This is a genomic window from Candidatus Poriferisocius sp. (assembly GCF_965208475.1).
Classification (GTDB): Bacteria; Actinomycetota; Acidimicrobiia; order Acidimicrobiales; family Bin134; genus Poriferisocius.
Map to the genome: position 1 here is coordinate 243,480 of NZ_OZ242338.1, position 26,124 is coordinate 269,603.

Annotated in this window: 17 protein-coding genes, 1 tRNA gene and 1 pseudogene; 9 read left to right on the top strand and 10 right to left on the bottom strand. The window is 64.9% G+C overall.

Annotated features, from left to right (window positions below; translation table 11 throughout):
• Positions 1–46: 46 nt before the first annotated feature.
• From ACOGXA_RS01195 to ACOGXA_RS01210, 4 genes are all read right to left on the bottom strand, one after another.
• Positions 47–721 carry a phosphoadenylyl-sulfate reductase gene (locus ACOGXA_RS01195; protein WP_419925469.1) on the bottom strand — a complete coding sequence of 225 codons (675 nt, stop codon included), beginning with the start codon at positions 719–721 and terminating at the stop codon, positions 47–49.
• Positions 709–2,493: a nitrite/sulfite reductase gene (locus ACOGXA_RS01200; protein ID WP_419925470.1), complete on the bottom strand. Its 1,785-nt coding sequence runs from the start codon at positions 2,491–2,493 to the stop codon at positions 709–711. The genes ACOGXA_RS01195 and ACOGXA_RS01200 overlap by 13 nt, the downstream gene beginning before the upstream one ends.
• Before the next feature lie 145 nt (positions 2,494–2,638).
• Positions 2,639–4,012 (bottom strand): class II 3-deoxy-7-phosphoheptulonate synthase, encoded by a 1,374-nt coding sequence (locus ACOGXA_RS01205; RefSeq protein ID WP_419925471.1) that lies wholly within the window; start codon positions 4,010–4,012, stop codon positions 2,639–2,641.
• Between the two features lie 53 nt (positions 4,013–4,065).
• Positions 4,066–4,899, bottom strand: a complete 834-nt coding sequence (locus tag ACOGXA_RS01210) for a sigma-70 family RNA polymerase sigma factor (protein WP_419925472.1) — start codon at positions 4,897–4,899, stop codon at positions 4,066–4,068.
• A 237-nt stretch (positions 4,900–5,136) separates the two neighbouring features.
• On the opposite strand from ACOGXA_RS01210, the gene nadD reads away from it, so the two are divergent.
• From nadD to rsfS, 3 genes are all read left to right on the top strand, one after another.
• Complete coding sequence (gene nadD, locus ACOGXA_RS01215) at positions 5,137–5,709, top strand: nicotinate-nucleotide adenylyltransferase (protein WP_419925473.1); 573 nt, start codon at positions 5,137–5,139, stop codon at positions 5,707–5,709.
• A gap of 53 nt (positions 5,710–5,762) precedes the next feature.
• Complete coding sequence (locus ACOGXA_RS01220) at positions 5,763–6,899, top strand: LytR C-terminal domain-containing protein (RefSeq protein WP_419925474.1); 1,137 nt, start codon at positions 5,763–5,765, stop codon at positions 6,897–6,899.
• Positions 6,900–6,971: 72 nt separating this feature from the next.
• A complete protein-coding gene (gene rsfS / locus ACOGXA_RS01225; RefSeq protein ID WP_419925475.1) occupies positions 6,972–7,352 on the top strand; it encodes a ribosome silencing factor in 381 nt (126 codons plus the stop codon).
• 147 nt (positions 7,353–7,499) lie between these two features.
• Here rsfS and ACOGXA_RS01230 read toward each other — a convergent pair whose 3' ends face one another.
• On the bottom strand, positions 7,500–9,197 hold the full coding sequence (locus ACOGXA_RS01230) for an N-acyl-D-amino-acid deacylase family protein (protein ID WP_419925476.1): 1,698 nt from the start codon (positions 9,195–9,197) through the stop codon (positions 7,500–7,502).
• A gap of 96 nt (positions 9,198–9,293) precedes the next feature.
• Here ACOGXA_RS01230 and ACOGXA_RS01235 point away from each other — a divergent pair, with 96 nt between their 5' ends.
• The 5 genes from ACOGXA_RS01235 to ACOGXA_RS01255 all read left to right on the top strand — a co-directional run bounded on the left by ACOGXA_RS01235 (position 9,294) and on the right by ACOGXA_RS01255 (position 15,613).
• Positions 9,294–10,688 carry a DHA2 family efflux MFS transporter permease subunit gene (locus ACOGXA_RS01235; RefSeq protein WP_419925477.1) on the top strand — a complete coding sequence of 465 codons (1,395 nt, stop codon included), beginning with the start codon at positions 9,294–9,296 and terminating at the stop codon, positions 10,686–10,688.
• A gap of 475 nt (positions 10,689–11,163) precedes the next feature.
• Positions 11,164–11,457, top strand: a complete 294-nt coding sequence (locus tag ACOGXA_RS01240) for a type II toxin-antitoxin system Phd/YefM family antitoxin (protein ID WP_419925478.1) — start codon at positions 11,164–11,166, stop codon at positions 11,455–11,457.
• The gene (locus ACOGXA_RS01245; protein WP_419925479.1) at positions 11,457–11,873 is read left to right on the top strand and encodes a type II toxin-antitoxin system VapC family toxin; all 417 of its coding nucleotides are present in this window, start codon (positions 11,457–11,459) and stop codon (positions 11,871–11,873) included. The genes ACOGXA_RS01240 and ACOGXA_RS01245 overlap by 1 nt, the downstream gene beginning before the upstream one ends.
• A 21-nt stretch (positions 11,874–11,894) precedes the next feature.
• Entirely contained in the window at positions 11,895–14,429 is a 2,535-nt protein-coding gene (locus ACOGXA_RS01250) for a glycoside hydrolase family 3 protein (RefSeq protein WP_419925480.1), read from the top strand.
• 131 nt (positions 14,430–14,560) lie between these two features.
• The gene (locus ACOGXA_RS01255; protein WP_419925481.1) at positions 14,561–15,613 is read left to right on the top strand and encodes a hypothetical protein; all 1,053 of its coding nucleotides are present in this window, start codon (positions 14,561–14,563) and stop codon (positions 15,611–15,613) included.
• Between the two features lie 13 nt (positions 15,614–15,626).
• On the opposite strand, the gene ACOGXA_RS01260 is transcribed toward ACOGXA_RS01255, so the two are convergent.
• From ACOGXA_RS01260 to ACOGXA_RS01275, 4 genes and pseudogenes are all read right to left on the bottom strand, one after another.
• Entirely contained in the window at positions 15,627–17,699 is a 2,073-nt protein-coding gene (locus ACOGXA_RS01260; protein WP_419925482.1) for an N-6 DNA methylase, read from the bottom strand.
• A pseudogene (locus tag ACOGXA_RS01265) lies at positions 17,696–19,501 on the bottom strand (DNA methyltransferase); the annotation flags it as partial. The gene ACOGXA_RS01260 and the pseudogene ACOGXA_RS01265, both read right to left, overlap by 4 nt.
• Positions 19,502–19,917: 416 nt before the next feature.
• Entirely contained in the window at positions 19,918–21,945 is a 2,028-nt protein-coding gene (locus ACOGXA_RS01270; RefSeq protein WP_419925483.1) for a peroxidase family protein, read from the bottom strand.
• 168 nt (positions 21,946–22,113) lie between these two features.
• Positions 22,114–22,190: transfer RNA gene (locus ACOGXA_RS01275), tRNA-Ala, on the bottom strand.
• Between the two features lie 92 nt (positions 22,191–22,282).
• On the opposite strand from ACOGXA_RS01275, the gene leuS reads away from it, so the two are divergent.
• Positions 22,283–24,754: a leucine--tRNA ligase gene (leuS, locus tag ACOGXA_RS01280; protein ID WP_419925484.1), complete on the top strand. Its 2,472-nt coding sequence runs from the start codon at positions 22,283–22,285 to the stop codon at positions 24,752–24,754.
• 43 nt (positions 24,755–24,797) lie between these two features.
• Here leuS and ACOGXA_RS01285 read toward each other — a convergent pair whose 3' ends face one another.
• Positions 24,798–26,102, bottom strand: a complete 1,305-nt coding sequence (locus ACOGXA_RS01285; RefSeq protein WP_419925485.1) for an ATP-binding protein — start codon at positions 26,100–26,102, stop codon at positions 24,798–24,800.
• Between the last annotated feature and the right edge of the window lie 22 nt (positions 26,103–26,124).

A 26,124-nucleotide genomic window follows, 5' to 3' on the forward strand; every position in this document is an offset into this window, starting at 1 on the left:
GCGGTGGCGGGCTAGGAGTTGATCTCGCCCGGCTGTCAGGCCGGAGCTAGTCGTGCAGGCCGCACTCGGTTTTGTCGGAGCCGGCCCAGCGGCCGGAGCGGGGGTCGTTGCCGGGGGCCACCGGCTTGGTGCAGGGCATGCAGCCGATGGAGGGGTAGCCCCGCTCCAGCAAGGGGTTGAACGGCACCCGGTGCTCGGCCATGTAGTCGGCCACTTGCTCATCGGTCCAGGTGGCGATGGGGTTCAGCTTCACCAGGCCCCGCAGGTCGCGCACCACGATGGGGGCCGATACCCGGGTTGCGGCCTCAGCTCGGCGCAGACCGCTCATCCAGGCCGCTTTTCCGGCCAGCGCCCGGTCGAGCTGGCCGGCCTTTACCGCCGAGCAGCAGTTCTCCGGATCCATGTTCCACAGTTCGGGGTCGTGGCGGGCCACTGTCATCAGCCTCAGGTTCAGGCCGTAGTGGCGGCGCACCCGTTCCACCGTTTCCAGCGTTTCGGGGAAGTGGAATCCGGTGTCGATGAACACCACCTCGATGGCCGGGTCCACCTTCACGGCCAGATCGATCATCACCGCATCGGTCATCGACGCGGCCAGCGACAGGTGGGGGGAGAAGTTGTCCACCCCCCATTGGATGATCTTCTCCGCGGCGAGGTGCTCGAACTCCTCGTTGAGGGCGGCCAGCTCGGCGTCGGAGTAGGACGGGATGGTCAGGTTGCGCATTCGGAGTCGCCGATCACAGCTTCGTAGGGGCCGGTCTCGTCGTAGTCGACGTAGAAATCGGGGCCGTCCCCAGGGGCGGGGAACTCGTCTAGGTCGGCGAGGCCCTTGCCCACCTCTCGGGATCCGCCCTTGCGCTCCAGCCAATGGCGGAACTCCTCGCCGGCCTCCCGCTCGGCGGTGAACGAGCGCACCACCCGCGCAACGGCCTCGGGAGCGTTGCGGGCGGGCAGGCGCAAGGCTTTGGTGCCGAAGTGGATCTGCGAGTCGCCCACATAGCCGCCGAGCAGCATCTGGTAGCCCGGCGCGGAGCGGCCGTGGGCCCGGCGCTCGGCGCCGAAGAAGCCGATGTCGGAGGCGTGGTGTTGACCGCAGGAGTTGGTGCAGCCGGAGATGTTGATCCGCAGGCCACCCACCTCGGCCAGCCCCTCCTCGTCCAAGCGGGCGCCGATGGCGTCGGCCAGCCCCCGAGACTGGGTCACGGCCAGGTTGCAGGTGTCGGCGCCGGGGCAGGCCACCACGTCGCGCAGCAGCTCCGCGCCGGGCTCGGCCATGCCGATGGCCGCCAAGGCCTCGAACAGCCGGGAGAGCTGGCTCTCGGTGAGGTCGCGGAAAACGATGTTCTGGCGGTTGGTCACCCGGCACTCCGCGCCCAGCTCCCGCTGGATGTCGGCCAGGGCGTCGAACTGGCCGGCGGTGATGTCGCCCAGCCGGGCCCAGGCGTAGGCCGAGACGGTGCCCTTGGCCGCGCCGCGCACCACGTTGGCCTGCTCCCAGCGCTGGTACGGCGCCCGCCCGCCGATGGACACCGAGACGCCCTGGCCCACCGGAGTGGCCTCGATCTCGGCGTGGCGGCCGGCGGGGGCATCGCCGTGGAGCCTCACCAGGTCGGGAATCCCGCCGGGCCAACTCGAGGAGGCCAATAGGAACTTGCGCTCTCTGAAGATGCGGCGCTGGAGCTCCTCGAAGCCCAGCTTCTCCACCAGCCACTTCATGCGGGCCCGGAGCTTGTTGTCCCGGTAGCCGTCGTGGTCGAACACCCGCAGGCAGGCCTCGATGGTGGGCAGCAGGTCCTCGCGGGAGGTGAACTCCTCCAGCGCCAGCGCCGGATGGGGAGTGGCCCCCAGACCGCCGGCAATGTACACCCGGAAACCGGCCTCAACGCCGCCGTCCACCTCCCGGGTGGCCGCGATAATGCCCACGTCGTTGAACAGGGCCTGGCCGCAGTCGGTGGCGCACCCCGAGAAGTTGATCTTGAACTTGCGGGGAAGCCGCTGGGCGTAGGGGTGGCGGAGGAAGTGCAGGGCGGTGGCCCGGGCCCAGGCGGTGATGTCGAGCACTTCGTGGGGGCAGGCGCCGGCGAGGTGGCAGCCCTGCACATTGCGGACGGTGTCGCCGCAGGCCTCCCGGGTGGTGAGCCCGACCGAGGCCAGGGTCCGCATCACGTCGGGCACTTCGTCTAGCTCCACGAAGTGGAATTGGATGTTCTGGCGGGTGGTGATGTGCCCCCAGCCCCGGGAGTAGGTGCGGGCGATGTGGGCCAGAGCCTCGAAGTGCTCGGGACCGATGATGCCGGCGGGGATCTTGACCCGCACCATCTGGCGGGTGCCCCCCTGGCGCTGGCCATAGACGCCGTTGTTCAAGCGGAACACCCGCATGACGTCCTCGGGTATCTCGCCGGCCTTGTAGCGGACCAGCATCCGCTCGAACTTGTCGATGTCGGCCTGCTGTGAGGGGTCGACTACCTCGGTGTTGTCGATTTGGACCGTGACCATCGGACCTACTTTGGGGTGTTGGATGAGGAGTGGGGTTCAGGCAGCAACTAAATCGGACTACTTTGATCCAATTACTTGTCTATCAGGATAGCGGCCTGAAATCAATTCCGAGTGCCTTGGTCCGAAAAAGAATCTGAGCCCGGAGTCAGACGCTGAGCCGCTCGGCGACTCGGAACGCCAGCTCCAGGCTCTGGGCGCCGTTGAGGCGGGGGTCGCACATGGTCTCGTAGCGCCGTTCCAGATCGTCATCGCTGATGGCCTCGGCACCGCCCACGCACTCGGTCACGTCATCGCCGGTGATCTCCAGATGAACGCCGCCCGGCCAAGTCCCCGCCCCGCTATGGGCGCGGAAGTATCCGTCGATCTCGGCCACCACATCCTCGAAGTTGCGGGTTTTGCGCCCGCCGGCGGTGGTGTAGGTGTTGCCGTGCATCGGGTCGCACTCCCACAGCACCGGATGGCCGGCGTCTCGGGCCGCGGCCAGCAGCGGAGGCAGCGCTTCAGACACCTTGTCGGCCCCCATGCGGCTGATGAGGGTAAGCCGGCCGGGGACGCGATCGGGATTGAGGGTCTCGCACAGCCCCAGTACGTCGGCCGGCGACGCGGTGGGTCCGAGCTTGCAGCCGAGCGGGTTCTTGATGCCTCGCATGAACTCCAGATGGGCGCCATCGAGCTGGCGGGTCCGCTCGCCGATCCACAGCATGTGGGCTGAGCAGTCATACCACTGGCCGCTGATGGAGTCTTGGCGGGTGAGGGCTTCTTCGTAGTCGAGCACCAGCGCCTCGTGGCTGGTGTAGAAGTCCACCTGGTGCAGCTCAGGGGCATCGATGGCGATTCCGCAGGCGGCCATGAACCTGAGCGCGGAGTCGATTCCCTCGGCCACCTTCTCGTAGCGCCGCCCCTCGGGGCTGGCCGCGATGAACTCCTGATTCCATAGGTGAACCTGGCGGAGGTCGGCATAGCCCCCTTTGGTGAACGCCCGAAGCAGGTTGAGGGTGGACGCCGACTGGTGATAGGCCTGCACCAGGCGCTCGGGGTCGGCGGTGCGAGAGTGCTCGGAGAAGCTGATGTCGTTGACCATGTGCCCCCGGAACGAGGGCAGCTCCACATCGTCTACCACTTCGGTTGACGAGGATCGGGGCTTGGCGAACTGCCCGGCGATCCGGCCTATCTTCACCGTGGGCACACCGGCCGAGAATGCCATCACCACCGCCATTTGCAGGATTACCTTGAGCTTGTCTCGGATGCTGTCGGCGGTGACCCCATCGAATGACTCGGCGCAGTCGCCGGCCTGGAGGACGAAGGCCCGCCCGGCGCAGGCTTCGGCGAGCTGGCTCTTGAGTTGACGGGCCTCCCCGGCGAACACCAGCGGGGGGAGCTGGGCCAAGGTCTTGCGCACATGCTCCAGCGACGCCTGGTCGGGCCACTGGGGCTGTTGGGCAGCCGGCTGATCTCGCCACGAAGAGGGATGCCAGGCGGTCTGGAGTGTGCTGGCCGCTTCTGCGGGGGCCGAACTCATGGCAAGATCGTCGCTTGTCGCCGAGTTCGGGGCAAACCGGTTAAAGGAGACGGCTACGCGGCGTCGATGTCCAGAAGCTCGGCTCGAGCCCGAACCGAGTCCAGCGACCGCCCGATAATCCGGCGTATGGCCTCGGAGGTGAGGCCTAGGGCATCGCCGATCTCCCGGTAGCTGTGTTTTTGGCCGTCGATGAGCCCGTAGCGCATTTCCACCGCGAAGCGGGACCGGCCATCGAGCTCCTCCAGCAGCCCGGCCAGCATGGCTGTCTGATCGGCGGCCAGGGCCAGCTCTTCGGGGCCGGGGCCGGTGTCGGCCTGAAGGTCCATCAGCTCGCTGCTGTTGTCCTCCCCCACGGTGGCGTTCAAGGAGGTGAGCGAAGTCAGTCGATGGAGCAGCGCCTGCTCGGTGTCCAGCTCTTCGCCGCCTCCGGTGGCCTGGCGCATCGCAGCCCGCAGGCTGGCGGCCCGCTCGCCGGGAAGCCGGATCAGATTGGCCTTCTGATCGAGGGCCCGGCCGATGGACTGGCGGATCCAGAACGTGGCGTAGGTGGAGAACTTGAATCCCTTGCGCCAGTCGAACTTGTCCACCGCTCGATCCAACCCCAGGTTTCCCTCTTGCACCAGATCCAGCAGCTCCATGCCGGTGGGCAGGGGGTATTTCTTGGCCACGCTGACCACCAAGCGCAGATTGGCCCGGATGAAGCGATCCTTGGCCGCGGCCGCTTCCCGGATTTGGGACCTGAGCCGGGGACCGCGCTCTCCGGCGTCTAGGCGGGCCTGGGCCTCGCGGCCCCGCTCGATGGTCTGGGCAAGTCTTCGCTCGTCGTCTTTGGTGAGGAGCGGTACCAAGCCGATGGCATTCAGGTACTGGCCTGTTGAGTCGTCCATGGGTTCCCGTCTTATCGTCTCTTTGGGCTGCAACCATTCCGCCGCTGATTTTGTTCCCAGGCGCAGCCCGCGGTTCTGTGGCAAATCTACCGGCGTACATCGCCGATGTCGCCTTATTTATTGGCCAGTGGCCCGGTTCGGGCGGCACCCCTGTACCGGACCGTGATTTCCCGGCCTCTTCAACCGAGGCTGTCGGGCGGCGCAGTATAGGGAGCTTCATTTCGTACACTGCGGGCAGTGAGTCGCGTAGGGATATTCGGGGGCACGTTCGACCCGGTACATGTCGGCCACTTGGCGGTGGCCGTGCGGGTGCGGGCTGCGCTCGGTCTCGACATGGTCGAGCTCGTGGTGGCCAACGAGCCATGGCAGAAGCTGGACCGCTCCCGCCTGAGTCCGGCTCGGGACCGCTTGGCCATGGTGCAAGCCGCGGTGGACGGGGTGGACGGGGTGGCGGCCTCATCGTCAGAGATCGACCGAGGCGGCCTTACCTATACCGCTGACACCTTGGCGGCGGCCCGGGCCGGCGATCCCGGTGGCTCGCTGTTCTTGATCCTGGGCAGCGATGCGGCCGCAGGGCTCCAAAGCTGGCACCGCCATCGGGAGATCGCCGAGATGGCCGAGATCGTGGTGGTTGACCGGCCCGGCTCGATGGGGCAGCGTCCGCCGGTGCCCCACCGGGTGGTTGATTGCCCGCTTCTCGATCTGTCCAGCACCCATGTGCGGGAGTGGGCTGATGCCGGCTGGCCGCTGGACGGTTTGGTGCCCCCGGCCGCGCTGGCTTACGCCCGCCAAAAAGGCCTCTATGGGTGAGCGCGGCCGTAGGTTTGCGGCTCGGCGGCGTCGGCTGGGTTGGCAGGGCCTCTATGGGTGAGCGCGGCCTTCAAGGCCGGTGGCGCTGGGGTTGGCCGGTGATGCTCCTCGGACTGGCCGCAGCGGTGCCGCTGTTGGTTTGGCTGGGGTGGTCGGCCATCTCGGGCAGCAGCGACGGCACCGATGTGGGGGGGCCGGTCGACCCCTCGGCACCCGGATACCAGGCATATGTGGATCCGACGCCCACGCTGCTGCTCATCCACGGTGATGGCGACGGACTAGAAGGTGTGACGCTATTGGCGCTGACCGACCCCGGAGTTGAGGGCGCTGTCCTGTTTCTCGCCCCTGAGACCTCGACTCCTGCTGGGCCGCTCAGCGTGCGCTGGGACCAAGCGGGCAGCTCCGGGGTGGCCGATGGAGTAGCAGAGCTGCTGGGCGTCCGGGCCGGCGAATTGCAAGTGGCCGACGACGGCGGCTGGGCCGCGTTGGTTTCAGCCGTCGCCCCCATCTCATTCGACAACCCCGATGTGCTGGTCTCCGCCACCGGAGAGGCCCGCTTCGAGTCCGGGGCGCTAGCCCTGGCTGCGGCCGATGTCGGCCCATACCTGGGGTGGCGCAACCCGGGCGAGTCGCCGGTGGCGGCCCTGTTCCGCCATGAGCTGTTCTGGGGGGTCTGGCTGGAGAAGGCGGCTCTTTCGGCATCTCCCGACGTGTTTCCCGGCGAGGATGATCGGGGCGTGGGCCGATTCGGGCGGGCCTTGGCCAAGGGACGGGTCCGTTTGGAAGCGTTGCCCGTCATCGTCGACGCCGGCGGGGCGGTGGTCTTGGATGCCGCCGCGGTCGGCGAGATGGTCAACGAGGTTATCCCGTTCCCGAACTCGGCCTCGGGCGGCAACTCGGCCAGGGTCCGGCTGCTGAATGGCACCGGCGACCCTGCCCTCATCCCTAATGCGGCCCGCTCCCTCAGCCGGGCGGGGGCCCAGATCACGATCATTGGGAACGCCTCCGAGTTCGGTTGGGAGACCACCAAAATCGCCTATCACCACGTCGGGTTCGCCTCCTACGCCGAGGGCTATAGAGACGCCCTGGGTGCCGGTTCGGTGGTGGCCGAGGAGCAGCCCGCCTCTTCCATCGACATCACCGTCACGTTCGGAGCGGATTTCGCCCCCGTTCCGGGGGGAGGCGGGTAAAGTGTCGGCGTGATCGCCGCATGAGCGCAATACCCGCCCCGCGAGCCATGCGGGCAACGACGTGATGGCCGCATGAGCGTCGGCACTGCCGGCACAGCGGTCGTGGGGGATTGGGCAAAGGCCGCAGCGGCTGCGGCGGAAGAGGGCCCCGGCGCCGACACGGTAATCATTGATGTTGGCGATGTGCTGGTCATCACCGACTACTTCGTTATCACCAGCGGGGCCAACACTCGAGCGGCCCGGGCGCTGGCCGAGCGAATCGAAGAGGCGGTTGACCTCTGCGGGGGTCCGAAACCCATCTGCATCGAGGGCCTCTCCGACTATGAGTGGGTGCTGATGGACTACGGCGACTTCGTGGTCCACATCTTCACCGCTTCAGCCCGCGATTACTACGCCCTCGACCTCCTCTGGAAAGACTGTCCGACCTTGGCTGCCAACCCGTTGCCATCGTAGACACAGCCCGATACAGTGGCCACGGGTCCCCAGCCCGGCTCTGGTCAGAGCATTTGGTCCCGTAGGACGCCGGGTGGGGACCCGCAGCGCGTCTGAACCCTACCGGGAAAACTGGCGTTTCAACTGCTGTCAGTGAGTTTCAGTCAATTATTGATCGCGGAGGAGGCGACCGGGGGAGGTGCCGGTTTCCTTGTCCTCTTGGATGGTGACCTCGCCGTTGACCAGCACGTAGTGGTAGCCGGAGGCTCGCTGGACTCGGCGCCACTCGCCCGCGGGCATGTCGTGGACCTTCTCGCTGGCACCGATATCCAGGCTGTTTAGGTCGTAGACGATCACGTCGGCCGCCTTGCCTTCAGTCAGTGTTCCCCGGTCGGTGAAGCCGGCGCATTGGGCGGGCAGCCCGGCCATGCGCCAGTGGGCGTCCTCCAGAGAGATGATCTCGCGGTCGCGCACCCCGTTGATGAGCAGCTCGGTAGGCCACCGGCCTGCGGTCAAAAAGCGGGTGTGGGCACCGCCGTCGGACACTCCGGGCAAGGCCCATTGGTAGTTGAGCAGGTCCACCAGATGGTCGGGGTTGTTGAACGAGCCCGAGGCGTAGAACGTGGCGGCTAGGTTGTCGGCCACCGCCACGTCAAGCATGGCGTCCACCGGATGCACCCCTAGGTTGGCGGCAATGTCGCCCACCCGGGTCTCGGCGTAGCGCTGGTACTGAGGGCTGGCCGTCTCGAGCAGCACGATGTCGGCAATCGGGCAGGTGACCGCCAGCGACTCCGAGTCCCGCAGGGCCGGGCGGCGGGCCGGGTCGGCCAGCTTGGCCATGCGCTCCTCAACGGTGCCCAGCGTGGCCTCCCTCCAGGCGTCCATGTCGTCCCAGAGGTTCCACTCCTCGAAGGTGAAGGCCAGCCCCACGTCGGTGGTCACAGCCTGGCCGTAGATGGGCAGACCCCGCATGCGGCAATCCTCCACCCATTCGATCTGCTTGAGGTGCTGCTCGGGGCGCTGGGCGTTGGGGGTGATCACGTTGAACAGCACCGGCCGGCCGCTGATGTCGGCCAAACGCTCATAGGTGCGGCGATGCTCGGTGCGGGTCTCATCGGCGGGGTCGGGGGCGAAGGTGGCCTGGATGAACCCGTGGTTGCGCTCGGCCAGCACCTCGGCCAACTGGAACAGGGTCTCGTTGGGCATCACGTCGGTGTTCATGGGGTTGCCGTCGTGATCGCGCTGCACGTTGGAGTCCCGAAGCCGCTGCACCGACCAGCCGCCGGCACCGGCGTCCATGGCCTCGTTCAGCAGCGCCCGTAGCTGGGCGTGCTCCTCATCGGTGGGCATCTCACCGGCCTTGGCCCGCTCGTAGCCCAGCACCCAGTTGAGGGCTGGGTTCAGCGGGAAAAACGACCGCATGTTGACCGCCTTGGGCGCGCGGTCCACCGCGTCCAAGAACTCCGGGTAGGTGACCCAGTCCCAGGGCATGCCCGCGGCCATAGCGTCGAACGGAATGGCCTCAGTGCGGGTCATGGTCAGCATGGCCCGCTCCCGGTCATCGGGGGCCACCGGGGCGAACCCGAAGCCGCAGTTGCCGATGACGACCGAGGTCACCCCGTGCCAGCCCGACAGCGTGCAGTACGGGTCCCAGAAGAGCTGGGCGTCATAGTGGGTGTGGAGGTCGATGTGGCCCGGGGCCACGATCATCCCGTCGGCGTCCAATACCTCGTCGGCATCAGAGGCCTTGAGCCGACCGATCTTGGCGATCTTACCGTCCTTGATGCCCACATCGGCTCGGAGCCGCTGGGCTCTGGTCCCGTCGACCACCATTCCACCGGCAATGATCGTGTCGTACGTCGCCATCTCGTCCCCCTGGTTATGCGGTGAACCCAGCATAGTGAAGAGGGAACGCACCGCTTAATGGTCAGACCACTAGCGTGGCCCCGATGGAAGCCGCCCATGGTTGAGCCGGTAGACCGCCGCTCGTGGTTGGCGTTGGGGGCGGCCACCGCGGCGGCGTTCTTGGTGGTGGTGGACGTATCCGTCGTCAACGTGGCCTTCCCGTCGATTCAGAGTTCCCTGGATGCGTCGAACGCCGCGCTGTCGTGGATCGTGAGCGGCTACTCCATAACAGTGGGGTCGTTTCTGCTGCTCTCGGGTCGAATGGCCGACCGCCATGGCCGCCGCAAGATGTTCAATCTCGGGTTGGCCATCTTCGCCGTCGGATCGCTGTTCAGCGGTATCGCACCCCGCGTAGAGGTGCTGATCGCCGCCCGGGTGGTGCAGGCCGTAGGCGGGTCGCTCATCATGCCGTCGTCATTGGCCATGGTGTTGCCGGAGTTCCCGGTGTCGCGTCGGTCGGCGGCCATCGGGATGTGGGGGGCGATGGGAGCGCTGGGGGCGGCGTTCGGCCCGTCCATCGGGGCGCTGTTGATCAACGGCCTCGGCTGGCGGTGGATCTTCTACATCAACCTGCCCATCGCAGCCCTGGTGTTCTTGGCCTCCCTGCGGTTGGTGCGGGAGTCGCGCGACGAAACCACCGAGGGCCGCCTCGACATCGTGGGGGTGCCGATGGGCACGCTGGCCCTGGCCCTCGTCATGGTGGCCATCGTGCAAGGCGAGGGGTGGGGCTATGGCGATACCCGCATCATTGTCTTCGCGGTGGTGGGCGTGGTGCTGCTGCCCTTCGTCATCTGGCGATCGCGCTCGCACCCCAACCCGCTGCTCGACTTGGGTTTGTTCAGCTATCGGTCGTTCTCGTCGGCGACCGCCTCGTTCGGCTTGTATGCGCTGGGGTTCGTGCCCGGGTTCTTGATGAGCTCGTTGCTGCTGCAAGACCTGTGGGGGCTCTCGGTTCTCGAAGCCGGGCTCGGGCTCACGCCGGGGCCGATCATGGCGTCGGCTCTGTCAGTCCCCATCGGACGGATGGCCGACCGGTGGGGGCACCGCTGGCTGCTAACGGCCGGGGTGGTGCTTTGCGCCCTGTCGTATGTGTGGCTGCTGGTGATGGCGGGGGAGTCGTCGGCCTACTTCGCGGTGTTCTTGCCCGCCAATATTGCTTTGGGCATAGGAGTGGGGCTGTCCATAGCCACGTTCGTCAGCGCGGCCATGTGCGATATCGCACCGTCTCGTTTTGCCATCGCCAACGCCACCACCCGCACCGTCCAGCAGGTGTGCTTCGCCCTCGGCATCGCGGTGGCGGTGGCGCTGTTCAGCTCTGCGCCCGCCGGTGACCTGCTGGTGGGATTCCAGCGGGCCTGGATCTGGGTCATCGCCGCGTTTGGCGCCTCGGCAGCGATCATCATGGCCACCTTCCCCTCCGGAACCGCCAGCCGCCGAGCCCAGTGGGACTGATGGCCGGTCTGTTTCAGATAACTCAGTCATTGTTTTTGCATTACAAATCTCTATGCTAAGTGTATGGCCAATGTGCGGCCAGCTTCGACAATCTTCGAGTGATCCCGAAATCGTCGCTCACCCGCTATGTGGGCACAGTTCGGCGGCGGCGTTATGAGATCTGTGCCGCCATGAATGCAGTGGCAGACTGCTGACATGGAGCCGACCCCTGTCTCCGCGGCTTTCTCAGGGCTGAGGATTAGGAGACGATCAAGCTCTGCCCCGGCGATCAACCAGCCCCAACACTGCCACGGTCAGAGCCACCCAACAACGTAAAGGGGGGCCGGGCACTGCTGGCCAGGTGGTACAGGGCAATCAGGCCGTGGGTTTTCCCGCCGCCGAAGCTGGTCTCATAGCGGGAAATCTTGGCGCAATCCGCACTTGTTGGCCGTACCCGGTCGAGATGACCGGAATTTACGACTAGTGTTGATGGGTGATGGAAAGCACTTCGAAGGACGATGTCAGGACCATGCCGGCCAATGAGTTCAAGACCCACTGTCTGCGGGTCATGGACGAGGTGGCTGAGACCGGCATGGCGGTGGTTGTCACCAAGCACCGCAAACCGGTGGCGAAACTGGTGCCGATGCCCGCGCCCGGTGGAATCGTCGGCCTGTTCAAGGACGTGATGACGGTGCCGGGCGACATCGACAAGCCCGCCATTCCCATCGAAGAATGGGAGGTGTTCTCCAACCCAGGTCAGGTGATCGACCCTAAGCCGAGAAGCGGTTGATGCTCACGCTCGACACCAACGTGCTCATCGGCATCACCCTCGATGATGGCCGGTTGGGCCCGCGGTTCAGGGCTCAGGCAGAGGACTTGGCCACAGAGCGGAGGCTGGGGGTGTCCTCCGCCGTGATATTGGAGATGGTGCGGCTCAATCAACACGGGGCGGTCTATATGGGAATGCCCCCGATGGCCTGGTGCCGCAACCTGCTGGACACCGGGGTTGTCGACATCCCCGTCGATTACCGCATTGCCGCTGAAGCTGTGCTGCTGGCCGACAGGGGCTTCCATCCCGACCCTATGGATCAGGTGATCGCGGCCACAGCCATCGTTTGCGGGCACAAACTCGCCACTTTTGATAGCGACATCATCGAGTGGGCAGAACACAACCCGGAGCTGCGTTTAGTGGACCCCCGCAGGTAAGGGGGTTGTAGGTTTCGGGGCATGGGAGCAAGCGGGGAAGATCGGGTGGCGGGGCGGTTGGCTGCACTGAGCACCGAGGAGAAGGCCGATCTGGTGGCCGGTGAGGCTATCTGGACCACCAAGGGCTTCGATTCGGCGGGCATTCCCGCTATTGGGGTCACCGATGGGCCCAACGGGGCTCGGGGCGGGGGGCTGCTGGGCACCGGCACGGCCACGGCCTGCATCCCGGCCGGGGCGGTGCTGGGGGCGACGTGGGATCCCGAGCTGGTCGAGCGGCTGGGCGGGGTGCTGGGCGACGAGGCTCGGGCCAAGGGCTGCCGGGTGCTGTTGGCCCCCACCATCAACCTGCATCGCAACCCGCTGGGCGGGCGCAACTTCGAGTGCTACAGCGAGGATCCGATCCTGTCGGGCCGGGTGGCCGCCGCGTTTGTGCGGGGCGTGCAGTCCCGGGGCGTAGCCACCACCCCCAAGCATTTCGTGGCCAACGACTCCGAGTTTGAGCGCAACTCCATCGACTCCCAAGTGGACGAGCGCACTCTGCGGGAGCTGTATCTGGTTCCTTTCGAGTACGCAGTGCTCGAAGGCTGCACCTGGGGAGTGATGAGTGCCTACAACCGGCTCAACGGCACCTTCTGCTCCGAGAACGAGTGGCTGCTCACCCAGGTGCTGCGCCACGAGTGGGGCTTCGACGGGTTCGTGATCTCCGACTGGTTCGCGGCCCGGTCGACCGCGGCGTCGGCCCGAGCCGGGTTGAGCCTGGAGATGCCCGGGCCGGGCCAGTGGTACAACCGCGGACCGATCGGCGAGGCGCTGGCCGCGGGGGAGATGGACGAGGGCCATCTCGACCGGATCGCCGGTGATGTGGTGCGTCTGCTGGAGCGCACCGGGGCCTTCGACGGAGACGACAGGTGCGTGCCCGGCCAAGAGGACAAGTTGGATCGTCTCGAGGATCGAGCGCTCATCCGCCAAGCCGCCGCCGCGGGGACGGTGTTGGTGGCCAACAACGGGGTGTTGCCGCTGGATTCAGCCATGTCGGGAACGCTGGCGGTGATCGGCCCCAATGCCCGCAAGGCCCAGATCATGGGCGGGGGATCAGCCACCGTGCAGGGGTATCGCAATGTGAGCCTGATGGATGCGCTCGGCGATGAGCACGGCCACCTCGACGTGAGCTACGCCCAGGGCTGCGATATCGAGCGCTCGCTGGTGGCGCTGGCCGCCCCGATGCTGAAGGGCAAGCTCCAGTTGGAGTTCTACAACGGCCACGACTGGTCGGGGCCGGTAGTGCATGCCAATGAGTCGGCGTCGGCCGAGTTGGTGTTCTTCGGCGAACCGGGGCCGGGGGTGAACCCCGAGGCGTTCTCGGTGAGGGCATCGGGTGTGCTGGTGGCCGAGAGCACCGGCGAGCACACCCTGGGGCTGGTGCAGCTCGGACGCTGCCGGGTACAGCTCGACGGCGAGGTGGTGCTGGACGCCACCGAGGGCGACTACGACCGGGGCGACGACTTCTTCGGGATGGGCTCGGAGTTGATCTCCGCGCCGGTGCAGCTAACCGAGGGCCGCGAGACGCCCATCGTCATCGAGTACTCCAGCCGGGACAGCTTCATGTTGTGCGGAGTTCGGGTGGGGTTGAAATCGCAGGTGAAGAGAGATCTGCTCGCCGAGGCGGTGGAAGCCGCGGCCGACGCCGACGCCGCCGTGGTGGTGGTGGGCACCAACGCCGACTGGGAGACCGAGGGGCGCGACCGCGACTCCTTTGACCTGCCCGGCGACCAGCCCGAGCTGATCCGCCGAGTGGCCGCGGCCAACCCCAACACCGTGGTGGTGGTCAACACCGGCGGCGCTTGCAACCTCGATTGGGCCGACGATGTGGCTGGAGTGCTGGTGGCCGGGTTCGGCGGCCAGGAGATGGGCTACGCGGTGGCTGATGTGCTGTTCGGCCAGGCCGACCCCGGCGGGCGGATGACGATGACGGTGCCGGCCCGCTACGAGCACAGCCCGGCCTACCTGAACTATCCCGGCGAGAACGGCGTCGTCCGTTACGGCGAGGGCCTCTACATCGGCCATCGCTGGTTCGACGCCCGGGCCATAGAGCCAGCCGTGCCCTTCGGCCATGGCCTGTCATACGCCTCTTTCGAGTGGTCGCAGCCCCGAGTGTCGGGAGGGGGCGACGCCGAGGTGGCCGACCCGGTGGTGGTGGAGGTGGACGTGGTCAACACAAGCGATCGGCCGGGAAGCGACGTGGTGCAGGTGTTCGTGGAGCCCCCTCCGTCGCTGCTGCACCGCCCGGTGCGGGAGCTGAAGGGATTCGCAAAGGTCCACCTGGCCCCCGGCGAGGCCACCACCGCCCGCATCGTGCTCAACCGCCGGGCCTTCGCCTACTACGACTCCGGCGACCAGTCACCGCCCGGGCTCCAAATCGGCAACCCGGTTCCCGCCGGCGAATCACAGAAGCGCACCGACGCCGGTTGGTACGTCGACCCCGGCACCTACACCATCTGGACCGCCCGCTCCAGCGCCGACCTCGTCGATGCCGTCGAGGTTCAACTCAGCGGCTGACGGCGGCATCCCTTGGCAGGTGTTCTTGACGATTGGCATGTCGTCTTGGACCTCACCTTCGATGAGGGTGAAGCTCATGTGTACTGTTGACCTGCGCTGATCAGGGTATTGCAGGTTGGAGGCGAGCAGAGTTGCTGATTTATCAGAGTCCGGTGCATGCGAACTCGGTCCTTGAGGCAATCTCAGATTGCGTCAACATTGAGACGACGGCCTACCGGGTGGCCGTGGCGTATGCGACGAGGGAGGGCGTGCGGACACTGGTTGCCGCGATTGCAGATCAGGTCGGCGAGAATTGGTCGGCAATTCCTAAGACCGTGATTACTTGCTTTGACTTTGGGCACACGGAACCGGTAGCGATCGAACTACTACAGGAGAATGGGTTCGAGGTGCGGATTGCGAATCTTGAGGCCGATGGCAAGATCCGCCTCCGATCGAACCCATCGAGCTTTCATCCGAAGCTCTATCTTGCCTACCGGCCTGAGCGAGTACAAGCCGTGGTTGGGTCGGCGAACCTTTCGCGAAGAGCCTTGAGCGTGAATGTCGAGGCGGTGAGTGTGGTGGATCTAGACCTTCAGGAGGCCGAGGTGATCTGGACAGCCCTCGAAGCTGGCTCCGTCTTGTTATCGGACGAAATGCTCAATGACTACAGGGAGAGTCGTCCTCGACAACGGGCAGCCGCACGTCTAGATGAACCCCCCATTCCAAGACAAGGTGAGCCAGACGACCTCCCGATCTTCAGAAGGGCTGTCGAAGACTGTGTGGTCAATCTCAATGAACACCAAGCACTCTGGGTAGAGGCTGGTGGGACGAGTGGCGGGTCGGGTAGTCAACTTGAGTTACCACGGCTTGCCCAGCGGTTCTTCGGCTTCCAGTTCGACAACTACGACGACGAGCAGCGAAAGATCGGCGAGCCAATTCTAATGGCCAATGCAGAATCGTGGCCAAGGCCATTGACCTGGCACGGGCACAACAGAATGGAACGAATCAATTTGCCGACCACGGCTCAGAGCGGACTCGAATACGCGCATCGGATCATACTGTTCCAGCGTTCAGGTACCGCCTTTGAGATTTCGGTTGCAGCACCCAAGAGCGCGCGTGCCGCCCGGTGGATCGAAGAGTCAACAGCCAGTGGGACACTCTTTCGGGTCAGCGCAAACAGCACGCGCCGCTGCGGCTTGATCTAGCCCGCCCGCGGAGTCACTCGGCTCTGCCGTTGCCGAGTTGCCGCGTACGGCGACCTCGAAGTTCCGCAGCGAGTTGGTCGAGTCTGTGCATGTTTGAACGGCCCAACCCGCGTCTTGCCAAGGCTCGTGTGAGTATGTTATCGACACTCGCTCTGGCCTGTTCCTGCGGTGCAGCGGCATGGATCAACTGCTCTCCGATCCCTGTCAAAGCAGTGATCTGCTCAGAATTGAGTGGAGGGAAGGCCAACTTCCTCAGGTGAGTTGCTTCGATCTTCAGCGCACCGCCACCTAAGACTGTGCCAGTGCTCTCAAGAACGGCAATCGCCCAAGTGCTGTGGAGTAGGGCCAGAAGTGCATTGCCAGGCAGAGAATGCTCCTTGGCTGGCCACAAAGTCGAGAAGTTGGCATCGATGATCGTTCCAGTTGGGTTCCGCATCGCTATTGGATGGCCGTGGTTTACACGAGAGATTAACAGTTGAGGAGTATGCCGGGGAGCCAGTGGCGGGAGTTGGTACCAAAACCGAGGTGGTCGGAGCGGTCTCTTCGGGTCCATCGTGCGAATGTTTGTCCTGACTGCTGACAACTCGGGGATTGTCTTCAGGTTTTCGTCTGTCCCGACGTTCAATGTAGACGCGCGACGCACATGCTCTGCCAGCGGTTCTGTCATTGCATGATATGTCGGAGGTCCGAATAGGGGTGCAGCGAGGTCGAGATCCTCCGGGAGCGCGTAACAGTTCAGGAGCAGAAGGCGACCAAGTGAATCTTCTGGTCGCTTGCCTCCTACTAGGTCGCTTTGCTTGCGCACGACGGTCGCTACGGCGTCTAACGGTACCGGGATAGGTCTCGGACTGATCTCAGGATCAACTCGGACGAGGATCTCATCGGGCCGCTCATCGACCAGGTCACCGTAAAAGAAGCGGTTGGCCCCAGTTCTCAGACCTTGGCCTACATTCCAGCCCATCGACTCAAGATTCCAGGTTTGGCTCAAATCCCCAACGATGTCGCGCACCGCTGTGGGCAGCGCTGGCGCTCTGCCAACGGCATTCGGGCGCCGCGGCACAAGGCCCGGTTCGCAGTCTTGAAGCCATTTGGAATCGCCCGGGCGGGTGCCAAGAGAACTGGCGTCTAACGGCGCGACCCACCGAGTTCGCAGCTTCTCCTTGAGCACAGGTGTCGAAGGCGATGCCGCAAGGGCGGCAACGTCAGAGGCGAATTCAACATCGGGCTGTTCGGAGTAGGGATACATGTTTCCCACGATGCTGCCCATTGACGACTTTGAACAGAGGCGAATATGGATGTGTTTTCGTATGCTGTCCAACTGACCGGGTCCGCGATCCGGTACCCGTCGCGCTACCACCAGTGTGGTCCTTACGAGAACCTCGGGAAACCACTGCGCTTCGCCGTCCTCGATCACGGATTCGACCTCGAATAAGCGATGGAGCAGGTACTGCACCGGTAGCGCATAGTCTCGGGAGAGCCATGTATCAGGCACAACCATCGCGAGACGTCCGCCACGGCGGACGAGAGAGGCACAGAGTATCCAGGAGGGGACCGCTAGATCGGCAAGTCCGCTGTGGTGTTCAGCGAGCACCTGAAAAAGGTCGCGCTCTGATCGAGGCACCCCCGAACGGCTGGTGAGGATCGCCGCTAGCCCACTGCGGACTTCTTGGGCGCTCGGCACGGCGATGGGCCCTTCGGCCTTGCTACTAGCAAGCTGGTACCGAACATATGGTGGATTTGTGATTACGAGATCCCAGGTCTTTTCTTCGAACCCGAACCAGGTCGACGGGTCAAACGCGTTGCCGACCCTCATGGATGGGCCGTGAGGGTCGACTGACGCCAGTCGCTCGCAGCATTTGGCCGCCGCCTCAGGATCGATCTCAACGGCTGTGAGGTCAGCATGGGGGGCAGCCAGCGAATGAGCAGCAACCAACATGTCGCCAGACCCTGCCATCGGGTCGATGATCGTTTGCGCATCCTGAGCCGAAGCGAGCGCTGCTAGCAGTCGTGCCAGGGGCACGCCGGTGAAATACTGTCCTAGCCGCTTACGCCGGTCTTGGGTGGGCCCAGGATGGGTAACGGTCATGTGACCACCTGATGGTCCCGCTGCAATTCGCCGTAGAACTGTCGGGTTGACAGCTCAACCGGTCTTTCCAACTCGGTACACTCGGCGACGTACCGTGCGTAGAGGTGTTGTGGCGATTCACCGCGATCCTGTCTTTGGCGGAAGGACTCCATGGTGGAGGCGCGCCGAGTATCCGAACCGTTCTTTCCTTGGTCGCGGGCGAGGAGGAACACCGCGTCCCCTCGCGTCGAACCCTCGGAAACCACCTGCTTGAAGCTCACTTGAGTCTTATTGAGGATGCTTGATCGCTGAACCTTCAAGTTCGCTGATCCGAAAGCTGTACCGAGGGCGGCCCACACCTCGGGTTTGGAGGAATGGAAGACAACAGTCGCGGTGCCAGTAGGTTTGAGAACCCGGCCGACCTCTGAGAAAACCCTGCTCATGAGCGTCTCGTAGTCTTGAACGCCTTTGCACTGTGACCGGCTGATGATGGCTTCCTCTGCGGAATCGGTCAGAGAGCCGAGCCAAGCTTCGTTGACCTGGTTGATCTCGGAGTACGGGATGAAGTCTCCAAACGGCGGGTCGGTGAAGACATAGTCGACACTCGAGTCGGGGAGGTTCAGACTCGTGCTCGAGGCATTCACGACGCTCACATCACCCGCTGCTCCGTGTCCTACTTGGAATGCGTCGGCGAAGGTCTTGATCTTTCGCGCTGCCCCGGCAAACACGTTCTTCTCTATGGGGAGACTGCTCACGTACATCACCCCCGACTGCGCGCCAGTCAAGACGAAGTCCTTCATTCCCTTCTTGACCACCACCCTGGTCATAAGCGTCGAGTGGGTGGCGTTGTAGCTCAGAATCAACAGCTTGAGTGCGGGGCGAAGTTCACGGGGTTGGTTTCCAATTTCTTGCCATAGCGAGCCCACAGCTAGGAGATTCCGCCTGGTGTACAGATGGTGGAGCTGACTGATCCCATGGTGATAGCCCGCTCGATACAAGTCACCCCACTTCAATGAGTGATTGGGCACGGTTGCCGGGAGCGGTTCCGCGCTTACTCGTTCTAGGTACTCTCTGTCTCTTGTTGATGGAGGTCGCCTCCACGTCATCTTCCCAGTTCGCCCATAAACGAACACAGGTGCCCTCACCCTCTGTGAGGTTGGTTCACCGCTGAGCGGGTCGCAGCGCATAGCCGTCAATCGCTCCGCTTCGCCCAACCACATATGAGTGCGGCAGTTCGGGCAACGCGCATCCTTGGCGATCTCAAGTGGTTCCATGGTTACCGCAGCATCCCAGAAGGTCGTTTGCTGATGACACGATGAACAGACAAGGATTTCGGACCAAATTGTGTGGCGAACCGACCCTAGGTTGCCTTCAGGATCTTCCGATTCGTACATCCACCCGAGTTTTTCCTTGGCAGAATTCACGACTGCGACTGCTGCCGGAACGAATCGATCTGGGTCTGGCGGGTTGCACATGACGTCTGACAGAAGGGAGCCGATGGCACTGATCTCGTACAGGACGACGGAGCGTGGGCCCCACTGCACCGGCAGGTCCAGTTCATGGGCCTGTGCGAGCATGGCTTCTGTTGGGCTTTCGCACAGGCGGGCGGCAAGCCCTGTGGTCCCGCTACCGGCAAAGACGTCCAGTACTCGATCTCCTGGCTTCGTATGAGCCGCGATGAACAACGCAATGGCCTCGGGATCAATCTTGGTTGGGTACGAAAACGCGTTGAATAGGGCACCGGACCGACGAGCCCTTATAGGCCGCTTGTAGAGTGCGGTGGCCTGAGTCGCAGCTGCTTCTCGTTCAGGCTCGTTCATGCAAGAATCCCAAAACTGACTTTTCGCCCTGGAGAGCCACCATGCCTAGCGGGGACCGACTCAGCTGCTCTGGGGCCATCCTTGGGGGGAAGCAGTAGAAGATTGTACTCATGGCCGTACTCCAGATTGTGCGATTTACTGCGCGCTCAAATTACAGAGGTGTACTTCGCCATCATTATCGCCTCTGGGTGTGACAGCAAGCATTCGGCGAGATCTTGTCGTCCCAGAGAACCGCCCCGAGGTACTCCGATCCTGGTCGCTAGGCCGACTTGGACGATCGAACCCTGAGGGTGCCCCGTACCTGCCCCCTCGTCAACCCTTGCTCGCAGATGGGGGTATTGAGTATCTGCTGACCAAACTCGCCAGCATGGTCCGCTCCTCAGAGGTTGACCTCACAGACTGAACAGGGCCAGTCGGGCTCAATTTTCCTTGACGATGAACACGTTGTCTTGGATCTCGCCTTCTAGGGGGGTGTTGCGGCGGATGATGTCGGCCAGGGTGGTGTTGCGGATGTCCTCCAGCAGGGCCGGGTTGACCAAGAAGTAGGGGTCGTTCTCGTACCAGTAGCGGTCGCCGTCGCGCAGTCGGCGGAACTGATCGGAGATGATGGCTCGCAAGGTCTCGCCGACCATCGCCCCGGGCAGGTTGTCTTCGGCCAGGGCCGCGGGCCACAAGTCCATGTCGTGAATGTCTCCGTAGGCAAGCTCGAGTGCCTGTTGAATGCCCGGATCGGAGGTTATGTCGGCGAAGCTCTCCGCGGGAGGCAGGCCGTAGGCCGTGCGCACGGTGTTGTAGTCGCCCAACCCGTGGTCGCGGCCCCGCTGGATGTTGAGGGACACGAGATCGAAGGTAGGGCCGCCCGGCCCCCGAATGAGCATGTTCCTGACCTCGTTGATGACTTTGGAGTCAACCTCTTGGGCCCTCTGGGACGCCAGGCCCCGGAGGATCGCAGAGACGCCGTGCTCGGTGACCATTGCCGGGTTGAAGAAGGCGCGCGCCAGGCTCACCGAATCGGTTTGTCCGTCGGCGCCTGCGATGAGAAGGCTGGGAGACAGCAAGGTGTGGCCCACCCGATAGGCGGCCGCGGAGAACTCGCTGGCGATGGTGGGGTCCACGCCCGGGTCGTAGCCCGAATAGGCGGCGATCGCGTCGGGGCCCAAGAGCTGTGGCAAGAAATCTTTGAAGGTGATGGCCTGGATGTGCGCCCCTACGATTTTGCGGGCCATCTGGTAGATCTCATCGCCGCCGACGCCCGGGTGCTGCTCGGCGATTATGCCGGCTAGGCGGTTGTGCTCTCGCACGAACAGGGTGTGAATGGCGATCAGCCCGATCTGCTCGTTGACGCGCACATCGCCGGCCACGAACAGATCGGCGCGGTTGCTGCCGCCTTCGTTTGCGAGTCCCTGCTCGTTGTAGGGCAGAAAGCGCCCGCTTTGGGAGGTCTTGAGCCTGCCCGTTCCGTCTTCGGTGCGAAGCGCCCGGGCCCGGGCCTCGTCTGATCCGTATACCTGAGAGGCGTCGATGAAGGCCGTCAATTCGTTGGCCTGCCTTCGTGGGTTGTCCGGGCCTGTGCCTGTCTCGGAGTCGAACTGAGAGCGGTCCACGTGGATGAACTTGGCGCCGCTGCCGCCAGGGTCGAAATGGGGGTCTCCTTGGGGAACCGAGACCGGGAATGGCTCCTGGTCGTTGTCGAGGCTCAGGGTGATGTCGTGGTCGATGAACTGGCCCCACTGCCAGGTGATGTCGCTGGCACCTCGGGAGTTGGGAAACGGCCCACTTTGGGATAACACGAGATTGCTGATCAGCCGGGGGTTGGGGCGTGAGCTTGTAGGCACGGACACGGCGTCGGCGTAGGAGACTGGGGCCTTCTTCAAAAGGGCCGTGCCCGTCGATCCCCAAGACGGATTCTCGATGTTGTTGCCCGTGCCGTCGAACGACCTGTCGGAAATGCTCAAGTGCATGCTGAACGGGGTGTATGAGGGTTCGATGCTTGTCGTGGAGGAGGGTCGCCCAGATGCTGCGCCGGGCGTTGAGCTGGGAGGCCCGGTGGCTTTGAGCATCAGCGGTGAAGTGAACATCCATTGGCCGGTCTCGTAGCCGGTCGGCAAGCGACGGTCTGCCGGCAGGACTCGCCAGCCCCAGGAGCCGTCGGTGCGCTGTTGCTGCACGGCTAGCTCCGCGTTGTCGCTGGCCATCCGAGAGGAAATCCGCACATCGCCTACCGCGCCAAGCGAGATTGTCGAACTGTTGACCCAGTCGCCCGCGAGGTGGATCTGGCTGGGTTGGGCCATGCTGAGCCAATTGCCGTCTGACATCTGCTCTAGGTTGATCTCGATTTGCCCGCTGTCAATCCAGCGAGCGGCGATCTTCACCATGGCTTGGGGCTGCTGGCTGGCACCCGCCCCGGAAGTGGCTAGCAGGGAGCAGGCCAATGCGGTTGCAACCATAGCGAGGGGCAGTTTCTTGAGCATCCGGGTTTCACCTCATCAAACAGTGCGGTGAAAGGCACCCTCCGCCCGGCCAACTATGCTCCCACGGCGTGAGGGTATGAGTCAAGGGCCAACTTGCCGGGCAGGCCCCCACTACAACCACACCACCCGGCTGGCGACGCCAAATGGTGGAGCTGATGGGACTCGAACCCACGACCTCTTGCATGCCATGCAAGCGCTCTAGCCAACTGAGCTACAGCCCCGCGAACAGGGAACTCTAACAGCCGTCGAAGTGTTGACCCACATGGGATAACGGTTATTGCCCCCGACCGGGCGCTCGGTAGATTGAGCGGCCATGGACGGCTACGACCCCGCGGCCATCGAGCCCAAATGGCAGCAGCGCTGGATCGTCGACACCACCTACGACATCGACAACGACGATCCCCGGCCGCCCTACTACGTATTGTCGATGTACCCCTACCCCAGCGGCCCGGCCCACATCGGCCACGTACGCAACTACACCTTCGGCGATCTGCTGGTGCGATACCGCACCATGTGCGGCGACGGGGTGCTGTCGCCCATCGGCTTCGACAGCTTCGGCCTGCCGGCGGAGAACGCCGCCATCAAGACCGGCACCCACCCCCGAGAGCACACCGACGCCAACATCGAGCGGCTGTCGTCTTCGCTGCGCCGCATCGGCGCGGTGTACGACTGGCGCCGCACGCTGAGCAGCCACGACCCCGACTACATCCGCTTCACCCAGTGGATCTTCTTGAAGTTCTATGAGGCCGGCCTGGTGTACCGGGCCACCGCTCCGGTGAACTGGTGCGGTGGCTGCCAGACGGTGCTGGCCAACGAGCAGGTGCTGGCCGACGGCACCTGTGAGCGCTCCGGTGATATGGCGCAGCAGCGCGAGCTGGAGCAGTGGTTCTACCGCATCACCGCCTACGCCGAGGAACTGCTCGACGGGCTCGACGGCCTGGACTGGCCCAACCGGGTGAAGGTCATGCAGCGCAACTGGATCGGGCGCTCTGAGGGGGCCGAGTTCACCCTGCCCATCGCCGATGACGCTGGCCGGCCCCGCGACGACGTCGACGGGATCCCGGTGTTCACCACCCGGCCCGACACCAGCTTCGGCATGACGTTCGCCGTCATGTCCCCCGAGCACCCCCGGGTTGCGGAGCTGGTGGCCGAGGATCGCCGAGCAGAGGTGGAGGCGTTCATCGCCGCGGTGGCCGAGCGCAGCGAGATCGAGCGGCTGTCGACAGGCGGCCCGGCCGACAAGCGGGGGGTGGACACCGGCACCCGGGTGGTCAACCCGTTCTCTGGCGAGGCGATCCCACTGTTTTTGGCCGACTACGTGCTCACCACCTACGGCACCGGGGCGATTATGGCCGTGCCCGGCGAGGACCAGCGCGACTGGGACTTCGCCACCGCCTACGGCCTGCCCATCATCCGCACCGTTGAGCCCTCCGAGGACTTCGACGGCGAGGCCTACACCGGCGACGGGCCATCCATCAACAGCCAATGGCTGAATGGCCTGTGGATGGACGAGGCCAAGGCCGCGGCCATCGACTGGCTGGAACGCGAGGGCATCGGCCAGCGCAAAGTGAACTACCGTCTGCGCGACTGGCTGCTGTCCCGCCAGCGCTACTGGGGATGCCCCATACCGGTGGTGTACTGCGAAGGGTGCGGGACGGTGCCGGTGCCCTACGACCAATTGCCAGTGGCCCTGCCTGACGACGTGGCCTTCATGCCCACTGGGCGGTCCCCGCTGGTGGACCATCCCGGCTTTTTGCACACCGCCTGCCCTGCCTGTGGCGGCTCGGCCCGGCGGGAGACCGACACCATGGACACCTTCGTGGACTCCTCGTGGTACTTCTTGCGCTTCGCCGATCCCGACAACTCCGAGATGCCGTTCAGCCAAGAGGCGCTGGAGCGCTGGTTGCCGGTGGACCAGTACATCGGCGGGGTGGAGCACGCCATCTTGCATTTGATGTATGCCCGGTTCTTCACCCGGGCGCTGGCCGATCTGGGCGTGGCCCCCGCCGGGCTGCGAGAGCCCTTCCAGCGGCTGTTCACCCAGGGCATGGTGCGGATGGGCGGGGGCAAGATGTCCAAGTCTCGGGGCAATCTGGTGGCGCCCGAGGAGATCATCGACGCCCACGGGGCCGACGCCCTGCGCTTGGCCATCTTGCAGGTGAAGCCGCCCGCCGAAGACGTGGACTGGGAGGACTTCGGCCTCGAGGGCTGCGCCCGGTTCTTGGGCCGGCTATGGCGCCTGGCCGCCGGCACCGCCGAGCGGGCCAACCCGGCCCGCATCGGCCCGGTTACCCAAGCCGACCAGGCCATCGACGCCGCCACCCACCGGCTGATCGATCGCCTCACCTCGGAGTTCGACCGCTGGTCGTACAACACCGCGGTGGCCGGCTGCATGGAGTTCACCAACGATCTCTACCGCTACGTGCAGGCCGACGACGGCCCCCGCCACGACACGCTGGCCTTCGCCATCGACTCGCTGCTGCTGGTGATGGCGCCCATGGTGCCCCACATCTGCGCCGAGCTGTGGGAGATGCACCGGGGGGGCAACATCCACACTGAGCCGTGGCCCACCGCCGACGAGGCCAAGCTGGTGCTGGAGACGGTCACCATGGTGGTGCAGGTCAACGGCAAGGTGCGCGACCGCATCGAAGTGGCTGCCGACATCGCCGACGCTGAGGCTGAGGCACTGGCCCTGGCGTCAGAGAGGGTGCAGGCCTACCTCGATGGCGGCGAACCCCGACGAGTCATCGCCCGCCCCCCCAAACTGGTCAACGTGGTGGTGTAGAGGGCAACCCAGGCCGTCGCTTCGCGTTGTGCGGATTGGTCGCTTAGGGGCCGAGGGTGAATATGGGGACGATTGATATGCCGTCGCTTCGGCGGTAGGCGTATCCGTCGGCAGCGGTGATCACGACGAGCGCCGCGGCCTTCCCCATGCGGGTTTCGTCTATTTTCTTGGTGGCGGCCAAAAGGGAGCGGGCTGCGGCTTGGATTTGCTCGTCGCCGCCTAGTTTGACCTCTACGGCAATCCACCGGCCGTCTCCGGCGTCCACGATGGCATCGGCCTCGGCGCCAGCGGCGTCGGTGAATGAGTAGACAGCGGCGTCAGCCGCTTGGGCGTATGTGCGCAGCTCTTTGATCACCAGCGATTCGAAGAGGAACCCGAGCGCCTTGGGGTCGGCGAGGAGGGATTGCGGGGAGGCTCGGAGGGCCGCGGTTGCCAGGGAGGGGTCGCAGAAGTGGTGCTTGGGGCTGGTGAGCAGCGGCGAGCGGGAGCGCAGGTGGGTCGGCCAGGCAAGGAGGGGTTCCAAGATGTGCAGCCGCTGGAGTGCGTCGAGGTAGGAGCGTGCGGTGTGGCGGCTCAGCGGGGCGTCGGCGCTGGCCTCATTGGCGAGCTTGTTCAGGCTCGCTGCGGTGGCCGAATTTCTGGCAAGCGACCTGATAAGCGCCGACACCCGCACTGGATCGCGCTCTATGCCGTCGACTTGGCGGATGTCGGTGCGGGCGATGTCGTCGAGATAGCTGCGCAGAGCCCGGGAGGTGTCCAGGAGAGGTGTCATGGAGTCCAGGCCGGGCCAGCCGCCTCGGCAGATGGCGTCTACCGCCTCGGGCAGGTGCTGGCCCGTCGGCGACGCCTCACACGGTATGCCGTCCAAGAGCCCGGCCAAGGATACGGCTTGCGAGGAGAGCCCCTGTTCAGCGAGCGACATCGTGCGCAGGGCGAGCCTCTGCACCCGCAGCGCCCCCGAGTGCCTGGTGAGGTCATCAGCGGGGGCAGCAGACCCGGTGAGGATGAACTGGCCCGGCGCCCCCCGGGCGTCGCAGGCCCCCCTGACGGCCCCCCACAGCCCCGGGGCTCGCTGCCACTCATCGAGGAGGCGGGGCGTTGCGCCCTCGAGCACCCGGTCGGGCACGGCCTGAGCCAGCGTCAGCGCGGCATGGTCTTGCTCTAGGAGCACCTCGCTGCGAGCGAATCGTTTGGCGAACCACGTCTTGCCGCATCCCTTGGGGCCCTCCACCAGCAGTGCCCGGGCCGTTCGCAGGGCAGCGTCCGCCTCTGCTTCGGCGATGCGCTTCCGGTATCCCGCAGGAGTGAGGGTCGTGTCGTCAGGGGTGCGGCCTGGCTCGTCTGCCATGGCCTCAATATACTATTTTTGG